Source organism: Sporolactobacillus kofuensis (genome assembly GCF_024125425.1).
Classification (GTDB): domain Bacteria; phylum Bacillota; class Bacilli; order Bacillales; family Sporolactobacillaceae; genus Sporolactobacillus; species Sporolactobacillus kofuensis.
This window is the reverse complement of the sequence record NZ_JAMXWN010000002.1, coordinates 316230-323842: the sequence shown is the minus strand read 5'-3', so window position 1 is coordinate 323842 and position 7613 is coordinate 316230. Positions and strand designations below refer to the sequence as shown.

Annotated in this window: 6 protein-coding genes; 2 read left to right on the top strand and 4 right to left on the bottom strand. The window is 43.1% G+C overall.

Annotated features, from left to right (window positions below; all coding sequences use genetic code 11):
• The first annotated feature begins 98 nt into the window (after positions 1–98).
• Entirely contained in the window at positions 99–1331 is a 1233-nt protein-coding gene (locus NIE32_RS02905; RefSeq protein WP_253052810.1) for an aminopeptidase, read from the top strand.
• 194 nt (positions 1332–1525) lie between these two features.
• Here the strand turns inward: NIE32_RS02905 and NIE32_RS02900 are convergent, their stop codons facing one another.
• From NIE32_RS02900 to NIE32_RS02890, 3 genes are all read right to left on the bottom strand, one after another.
• Positions 1526–3652, bottom strand: a complete 2127-nt coding sequence (locus NIE32_RS02900; RefSeq protein WP_253052808.1) for a methyl-accepting chemotaxis protein — start codon at positions 3650–3652, stop codon at positions 1526–1528.
• A gap of 90 nt (positions 3653–3742) precedes the next feature.
• A complete protein-coding gene (locus tag NIE32_RS02895) occupies positions 3743–5035 on the bottom strand; it encodes a methyl-accepting chemotaxis protein (RefSeq protein ID WP_253052806.1) in 1293 nt (430 codons plus the stop codon).
• 113 nt (positions 5036–5148) lie between these two features.
• Positions 5149–5685, bottom strand: a complete 537-nt coding sequence (locus NIE32_RS02890; RefSeq protein WP_253052804.1) for a VanZ family protein — start codon at positions 5683–5685, stop codon at positions 5149–5151.
• A 279-nt stretch (positions 5686–5964) separates the two neighbouring features.
• On the opposite strand from NIE32_RS02890, the gene NIE32_RS02885 reads away from it, so the two are divergent.
• Positions 5965–6123 (top strand): hypothetical protein, encoded by a 159-nt coding sequence (locus tag NIE32_RS02885; protein ID WP_253052802.1) that lies wholly within the window; start codon positions 5965–5967, stop codon positions 6121–6123.
• On the opposite strand, the gene dsdA is transcribed toward NIE32_RS02885, so the two are convergent.
• Positions 6118–7461: a D-serine ammonia-lyase gene (dsdA, locus tag NIE32_RS02880; RefSeq protein WP_253052800.1), complete on the bottom strand. Its 1344-nt coding sequence runs from the start codon at positions 7459–7461 to the stop codon at positions 6118–6120. The two genes, NIE32_RS02885 and dsdA, sit on opposite strands and share 6 nt — an antisense overlap.
• Between the last annotated feature and the right edge of the window lie 152 nt (positions 7462–7613).

The window sequence follows — 7613 nt, the reverse complement described above, 5'->3', positions numbered from 1 at the left end:
TGTACTCTCTGGCAGACTGCCTTGCCGCATCCACTGTGATAAAATGGTAATGGTTACATAATTGATGTGATGATCGTAAAGTACAGGAGGCTTATGAGATGACAGAATTCGAAACATTATTAGATCATTATGCAGATATTACCGTGAAGATCGGACTTAATGTTCAAAAAGGTCAAGATGTTATGATCTTTGCGCCGATTGAATCCCCTGAGTTTGTTCGAAAAGTTGTAAAAAAAGCCTACGAAGTCGGTGCCAAACAAGTATTTGTTGAATGGAATGACGAAGAACTGACGCGAATCAGACTTGACCTCGCCAATGAAGCATCGCTAAAAGAGTACCCTGCATGGCGCTCCGGGTCCTATCAGACACTCTCCGATCAAGATGCTGCCTTCCTTTATATCTATTCACCCAATCCTGAATTACTGAACGGTGTCGATCCGTTGCGCGTTGCCTCGGCTCAAAAAGCTGCTGCTGCTGCAAACAAGCAATTCTCGATGGACAAGAGCAGTGCCAAAGTGAGCTGGACAATCGTCTCAGTACCCACAGTGTCATGGTCTAAAAAAATCTACCCAAAGATGGATGAGGCTGAGCGAATGCGCGCACTTTGGAAACAAATTTTTGCGATCACTCGTGCCGATAATGAAGACCCGGAACAAGCATGGAAGAATCATATTCAATCACTAAATGACAAGCTGGATTATTTTAATGAAAAGCGATTCAAGTTCTTGCATTATAAAGCACCCGGCACCGAACTCACGATCGAACTTATTCCAGAACATCTATGGATTGGCGGCGGCATGACCAATGCGCATGGTGTCCCATTTCAGCCCAACATGCCAACAGAAGAAATCTTTACAATGCCGCTCAAAACAGGTGTGAATGGGACGGTTTCAAGCACAAAACCGCTAAATTATGGTGGAAATCTGATTGATCATTTTTCAATTACCTTTGAAAATGGGCGAATTATCGATTGCCAAGCGGAAAAAGGCCTTGATACCTTGAAACAAATTATCGATACCGATGAAGGCGCACATTTCCTTGGTGAAGTTTCACTTGTTCCTCATCATTCACCAATTTCAGATACAAATCTGATTTTCTATAATACACTCTTTGATGAGAATGCATCCTGTCACCTTGCCATCGGCCACTCCTACCCATTTAATTATCGTGGCGGGCGAGAGATGTCAGAGGAGGCACTTGCTGCCAAAGGTGCAAACATGAGCTTAGCCCATGTTGATTTCATGGTCGGTTCCGACGCTCTTGATATTGATGGTGAAACCCATGATGGCCAAAGTGTACCGATCTTCCGAAATGGAAATTGGGCCATTTAAAAAATCCTGAAAAACACAGATGTTCAGCATAAATGTGGAATGACATGCTCATCGCCTCTGGTTAAGGCGCAGGCACCGTCGCGCTTATACGAACTTCTATAAGATTAAATGATTTCTTATTGTATAAAAGAAGCCCGAGAAAATGTTCTCGGGCTTCTTTTCGCTCAACTATTCATTTCAGGAAACTGTCACGCTTAAATTTTATAGCGCTTGATTTCCTCTTGCATCATCTGTGCTTGTTGATCCAAGTCGCCGGCAAGTTTATTCAATTCTTCCATAGAAGCTGTCTGTTCTTGAACGGAAGCACTCATCTCTTCCGTACTTGCCGCCGTTTCTTCACTTGTTGCCGCAATCGTTTGCGCGCCTTGTGTCACTTGTTCAATCTGTTCATGTGTTTGAATAATCGCATCAGAAATTGTCTGCATGCCTTTTACATTGAGTTCAATCGTTTTTTCAATTTCGGTAAACGCATCATTGGATTCAGAAACGGCTTCTTGTTGATTCTTTAGCGTTGTTTCCGTCTCGCGACAATAAGCGACCGCCTGCTGAATTTCATCATTCATCACTTGTACCGTATCCGTCACTTCTTTCAGCGACTGATTCGTCTGCTGCGCTAGTTTTCTGATTTCACCCGCGACAACAGCAAAGCCCTTGCCATGTTCGCCCGCATGTGCTGCTTCAATGCTGGCGTTTAGTGATAAGAGATTCGTACGTCTTGCAATACCATCCAATACATCGATAATCTGATGTACATTTTTCGCCTGCGCTTCCAGCTGCAACACTGTGTCAATAATTTGGTTGGTCGTATCAGCAGAAGTTTTGGATTGTGAAGACAAATGATTCATTTTATCCAGTCCGCCGCGTGCAAAGTCAATCATCCGATGCGCGCCTTGAAGGACATCTTTACTTTGAGCGTCGATCTTATTGACTTGTCCAAGCAAATTCTGAAGCGAAGACTGGCTCTCGTCAATCGATTTTGATTGGTTTGAAGCTCCGGCCGCAATTTCTGTGACTGTTGCACTAATTTCATTTGCTGAAGCCACATTCTCCTCAGCACTCGCGACAAGTGTTTGCGATGCGCCACTAATTTGATGCGAAACATCAATCATCTTTCTGAACGCATTTCGATTGGCCTCAGCCATCTTATTAATACTCTTCGTCAATTGGGATAATTCATCATTTCCCATGACGGGGATCTGAACAGTTAAGTCCCCTTTTTCAACACGTTGAGCGGCTACTTGAAGTTTTCTTAGTCGAGCAATGACTCGCCCAAGCATATAGCCTGTGAACAATAGAGCAATAGCGATAATAACGATTAGGGTGATCACAGATGGCAATGTAATGAGATTTGCTTTATGTGAAATTTCGCTTTTATCAATAATGCCTAGAAGTGTCCATCCCGTTGTTTTATTCGTTCTAAAAACGACTAATTTCTGCGAACCGTCAACTGTTGCGTAAAAGGTACCACTCTTGCCAATGCTACGCATTTTTTTGAAGAACGCTTGGTCCGCTACATTCTTTCCTATTTCTTTTCGCTCAGGAGAAGCAATATATGTACCTTTATTATCAATAAGTGCCGCGTAACCTGTATCTCCCAATTTGGCTTGGCTCACCTGATTGACAATGGATTGAATAAATAAATCCATTTTGATCACGCCTTTAAGCTGACCATGATCCATAACCGCTTGAGTGACACTGACCACTTTTTCCTTCGTAATGGGGTCAACATAAGGATTCGTCCATACAGACTTGCCTTTACCTGCATCTCCAGCTTTATACCATGATTCGGCAGTTGGATCATAACCTTGATCAAAAAAATATACAGGCGCACGCACCATATCCTTGTTTGCCGACGCATAGGTGATCGCTTGATACTTTGTATTCGAGTTTAGAACATTTTGGAACGACTGATTGATTTCATCTTTATTTTTTGCTACATTCTTAAGCAAATTGCTCATCGTGAACTGCCTGGTAACCGACTGAGCATCGTCAAAATATGTTTCAAATGTTTGATCTGTTGCTTTTAGCTGGCCCATCGTTGCTTGAGTCAATTGACTTTTTGTCAGATCCGCACCATAAATGTAACTAAATAATCCGCCAACAAGCCCGACAATGGCTATAAATGTGACAATTGGAATTAACAACTGTTTTCTGACACTTGAATTTGCAAACAACCGATTTGGCAAAAATTTAAAAAACGGTGATGTTTGTAAATAGTCCTGCACACGTGTTACTAAACTTTGTAACTTATTCTTATTGTTCTTCCCGTTCGTCCTCTGCTTGTCCAGAACTTTCCTCTTATTACTGCCCTTCTCTTTCATGCGCCATTAGCCCCCCCGTCATAGCTTTTGCGTGATGATTCATTGCATGTATGACTAGTAATCTATTATTAATTAATAGAAAGAATAGATTTAAGAAAGAACGTAACCCTTCAATGCCTTACGGATCAGGGAAGCGTCAGACTCCAGATCTGCAGCGAGTTTGTTCAGATGTTCCATGCCGGCTGTCTGTTCCTCAAGGGAAGCCGTCACTTCTTCAGTACCCGCAGCAGTCTGTTCACTGATTTCCGTCATACCATTCATAGTTTGCTTGATCTCCGTTGTCCGATCAACCATCTCATTAAGAGCTCCTGAAATATCGGCAATTTGGTTTTGATTATCCGTAACCGCTTTAGAAATCCGCTTCGCTGCCTGCTCAAAATCACTGACGACAATAAATTGTTCTTCAAGGACTTTGCTTGTCTTACCTGCATAGCCAACCGTGTTCTCCGTATCCACGCGAATACCGTTCATCAATTCGGAAATTTCTTTTAGCGCACGGTCGGTTTGCTCAGACAACTTTCTGACCTCATCCGCAACAACGGCAAAACCTTTACCTTGTTCGCCCGCTCGTGCAGCCTCAATAGCCGCGTTCAGAGCAAGCAAGTTGGTCTGGCCGGCAATATCTGTAATCGATTCGATGATCTTACCAACATTCTTGGAACGAGCCTCCAGCGATGAAATGGCTTCAATAATATCAGCCGTTGTACTGATTGTCCGTTCCGAATGATTTCTTAGTTGATCAACAGACTTCTGATTACCCGCAGAGACCTCGGCCAAATGCTCGGCCACTTGCTTCATTAGCCCCGTTTGCTCTGTGATCTTTGCCATTTTACTCTCCATGAGGTCCGTGGATTCTTTGTTACGCGACATGAGTTCCGCTTGATCAGAGGCTCCTGCTGCGATCTCTGTCATCGTAGAACTGATTTCATTTGAAGAAGCTGTATGTTCCTCAACACTGGAAACAAGCGATTGAGAAGCATCGTTCACCTTCTCTGAAATAGCAGTCATACTTGAAATCACATTGTGATTCATACGCACCATGTGGTTAATACCCTCCGCAAGGTACGCGAGTTCGTCATTTCCTTTAACCTTGATAATTACGCTCAAATCACCGGTCTCTGCTTTGGCAACAGCTAAGCGAAGCCTATGCACTCTGTTGTTGTATGATCGAAAAATAATGAGTCTCAGCGCAATTGCGCCGAGGAGCATAACGCCTACAGCTGTAAATAGTGATGGCCAGAGCATTCCTTTACTACCAAATAAGTAAAATGCTAGCGTAACAATAATAACCCCGATCAAGTACGCAATTAAATAAAAGTTTTGGAGATTGCACACCTTCGCGATCCAGCGGCTTTCCGCTTTCTTTTTCTCTTGTACAACCATGACCAATCCGTCCTTTCGAACCCAGCATATTCACTTTTTTGCTCTATTGCAGCACCCAGTTCTACATATGAATTATATCGGTATCTGAAGATAAAAAGTTTATGTTTTTTCAATCATCCATGCTGTCCGGCATGGATACGAGAAGTATGATGACTTCCTGTATAGAAGAGATAGTAGTAAAGATCAAGTAAAAATACGATAATCATTGCAAGAATCATACCAAAAAGGTCGAAGGTAAAAGTATCAATAAGATGCCCTGTTCGACCTGGAACAAAGGTTTGATGCCATTCGTCAAACATCGCGTAGCATAGAGCAAGTGCCGGACCACAGAGATAACAGAGCATGCGCGGCATTACAGTCGTCATAAATAGATTAATAATCATGAACGTTAAGAGACAATACTCCATGACATGGCTCGCTTTTCGAAAAACAAATTCAAATAAAGCATAAGGTTCATCGGATGTTACGCGCTCCCCGCCGTAATTAAAGTCAACATGCGGAAAAGTCTCAGCTGTCCATTGAAAATGAGCTCTTAGAAATGGCTTTAGGTCTTGCTGAGCATAAGGCGTCGACGATCCTTTATAAATTGATCCAACAATAATTAGAATTAATACCATCCAGAAAATAAATGCTTTAGGATTTTTTAGCATTGCTCTTTCCCCCATCATATCTTCCGCGCCCTAATTTTGATTATTTTTTCATTATAGCGCACTGGACCTGGTCTTTAGTAGGTGTTTCTGTCATTAAGTTTCACGTAAAGCTCATAATTCGAGAAATTCGTCAGAATAATGTAACCTATGTCCCTTTTAACCATCATTCATCGCACCCTATGATTTACATTTAAGCAGACTTTGGCGTATTAAATAGAATAAAACTTGCGATTCATGCCACACTACGGATGAATAAAAATAAAAGGAGCGAGGCAATTGATGAATAAGGAACAAGAATTCAAACGTCAATTTAAGGCGAGGGAAAATACAGGCGAGCATCGCAACGGACGCCTTGCCCAGCAAAAAAATCACGCAGATGATCACAATGTGCCGAACGAATACATCAGCCATGATAAAGAACAATCTGAAGACTTATGATTCTATGCGGGAAGCCCGTTCATAATAGGCTTCCCGATTTTTTTGTGGAACCATACCTCCGCCGGTTGCCCAGAATAAATGGGTTGCTTGATTCATTTTTTCTACGAGCTGATGCCGAGTTAGGTAGCTATGCCCGGCTTTCGTTCCGAGTAACGTTTGAGGACCAATAAGACCTGCGGCAGCTGAAGGTTCGATCCAATAATTTTCCGTATCCTTGAGCACTTTTAAATACTGAAACAATCGCTCATCGGACACAGTCATGCAACCGGAGATCAGATTTCCGGCTGCTTTACCGGCAAACGCAGACGGTCGCGGAACAGCCAAACCGTCCGCTGCCGTCTTATTATCTAACCCAAAGTCTTGAACTGATACATGGTCATCCAATCCTGTAAGCAAACCGAGCAGAAAACATGGTGCATGGGTAGGCTCTACAAAAAATGCATGAACATTAGGTCCGAATGCTTGTTTCAATCCAAAAGTTACACCAGCCGGTCCGCCGCCGACCCCGCATGGAAGATAAACGAATAACGGATGGTCACGATCAACCGGTATTGATGCATCAGTCATTTGCTTTTTTAAACGACCTCCCGCAGTTGCATAACCGACAAACAAATCCTTAGAATGCTCATCATCAATAAAATGACACCTTGGATCTTGGTTCGCCAGCTTTCGTCCTTCCATGATTGCCACACTGTAATCCGCTTCGTATTCCTTGACAAATGCACCTTTTTTTCTGAGCATATCTTTTTTCCACTGACTTGCATCTTTCGACATGTGGACGATCGTGTGAAAACCGAGCATTGCGCCGACTATGCCAATACTTAAGCCAAGATTGCCCGTCGATCCCACAGCAATAGAATACTTTGAGAAAAAGTTCTGGAAGGAGGACTCAGCCAATTTCGCATAATTATCGGTTTCTTTGAGCAATCCATGTGCGATTGCCAGACTTTCCGCTGTCTTCAGTACCTCATAAATCCCGCCTCGCGCTTTTATTGAGCCGGATATCGGCAGTTCATTGTCTGCCTTCATCAGCAGTCTTCCAGGTATCTTAGGACCTAGTTGTTCTAATGCTGTTTGCATTTTCGGTACTTCATAAAGAGGCGATTCGATGATACCGTTCGCCGCTCTTGTTGCCGGAAATACTTTGGCAAGATAAGGGGCGAATCGCTGCAGACGTGCTTCCGCTTCAGCCACTTCGCTGCCGGTCATCAATCCTGTGCCCAACTCCATGTACTTAGGGTTCAACCACAGAACTTCTCCGTATGCCGCGATACGTTTAAGTAACGGATGCTCTTTTTCCCATTCAGCTTTCGTCTTTGCGCCAATTAAATTACTCATCACAGATCCTCCTAACGCTCGTTTTCTCGAGCCGAGACCGATCAGTTCAATGATCCAGCAGTTTGAAAACTAAAAGAAAGTTCGTGTAGCACCGGACCGGATGGTTCCCCGGTTCAAGTGTTCGTCAATCACACTACAGGTGTTTTCGTCAT